The 412-nt window shown below is 48.3% G+C and carries 1 protein-coding gene; it reads left to right on the top strand.

Going from position 1 to position 412, the window contains the following annotated elements:
- On the top strand, positions 1-246 hold a 246-nt coding region (locus NXS07_RS20875), incomplete at its 5' end, for a helix-turn-helix domain-containing protein (RefSeq protein ID WP_258087618.1).
- Positions 247-412 lie beyond the last annotated feature (166 nt).

Raw genomic sequence — 412 nt, 5'->3', positions numbered from 1 at the left:
TCTGCAGTAGCCGAGTTTGAGCGTGATCTGTTACTCGAGCGTACTCATGCTGGTATTGCGCGGGCTAAAGCATCCGGAAAGCGTTTTGGCCGCCCACCGGTCCTGAGTGACGAACAAAAGAAGACGGTATTTTTGCGTATAAACGAGGGAAAGAGTATCAGCGCGATTGCACGCGAATTCAGCACCACGCGCCAGACAATTCTCAGAGTAAAAGCGGCAATGGAAGACATTGACGCTCCTACGTGAGCAGCTCGTTCACGGTAGCTAATAACATGCACCTTATTCTATGGCATTATTGAGCATGGAATAGCTTAACTGGCAGTCCGCTTTGTGCCCAGACTGTGTAAAAACCCTTGATCACCTTTTGGTCTAAGTACGATGTACTTATGATCAATGGGTCTTAGCTACCGAT

Origin of the sequence: Xenorhabdus bovienii, assembly GCF_024721015.1 — a bacterium.
In the GTDB taxonomy this organism is placed as follows: Bacteria; Pseudomonadota; Gammaproteobacteria; order Enterobacterales; family Enterobacteriaceae; genus Xenorhabdus; species Xenorhabdus bovienii.
Note: the sequence above shows the minus strand (reverse complement) of the source record. Positions and strands in the feature narration are given on the sequence as shown.